The following is a 766-nucleotide window of genomic DNA, read 5'->3' on the forward strand; positions in this document are numbered from 1 at the left end:
AGCTCGACAGGCGAACGGTGTTGCGACTGGCGGGAGCGGTCCCGGTGCTGGCATCGGCGGCCACGGCGATCCCCGGGCACGGCGGCGGGGACGAATGGGAACGGCTGCGTGCCAAGCTGAAAGGCACGCTGTTCCGGCCCGGTGAACCCGGCTACGACGAAGCGCGGCTCGGGTTCTTCTCGATGTACGACCATCGGCTGCCCGCCGGTGTGGCGGTATGTGCGAACGAGGACGACGTCCGGCGCTGCGTGGATTTTGCGGCGAGACACCAGGTGCCGATCGCGGCCCGCTCGGGCGGGCACAGCTACGTCGGTTATTCCATAGTGGACAGAGGGCTCGTCGTCGATCTGTCCCGGCTCGACACGATCGAGATCCTGCCGGGCGGCCGGGCCGCGATCGGGGCGGGAGCGCGGCTCGGTCAGGTGTACGAGGCGCTGGCGGCGGCGGGCCGGGCGCTTCCGGCCGGCAGCTGCCCGCAGGTCGGCATCGCGGGCCTGACCCTCGGCGGCGGTATCGGCGTCCTGGGCCGCAAGTACGGGCTGACCTGCGACAACCTGGAATCCGTGCGCTTCGTCGGCGCGGACGGAAAACTACGTCTGGTGTCGGCCGAGACCGCACCGGACCTGCTGTGGGCGTTGCGCGGCGGCGGTGGCGTGATCGGAAGAGCGTCGGGGAGGGAAAGAGTGTAGCTCTGGGTGGTGTGGGGCGTCTCAAAAGAATACGAGGTCGGCATGCAGCGCGCGCATCGAGCATAGGGCGCCTAGTA

Annotated in this window: 1 protein-coding gene; it reads left to right on the forward strand. The window is 69.7% G+C overall.

From position 1 onward, the window contains the following. The coding region (locus tag CFP71_RS43160) for an FAD-binding oxidoreductase (protein WP_425266654.1) at nt 1-689 on the forward strand (689 nt) is incomplete at its 5' end. Between the last annotated feature and the right edge of the window lie 77 nt (nt 690-766).

The organism is Amycolatopsis thailandensis (assembly GCF_002234405.1).
In the GTDB taxonomy this organism is placed as follows: domain Bacteria; phylum Actinomycetota; class Actinomycetes; order Mycobacteriales; family Pseudonocardiaceae; genus Amycolatopsis; species Amycolatopsis thailandensis.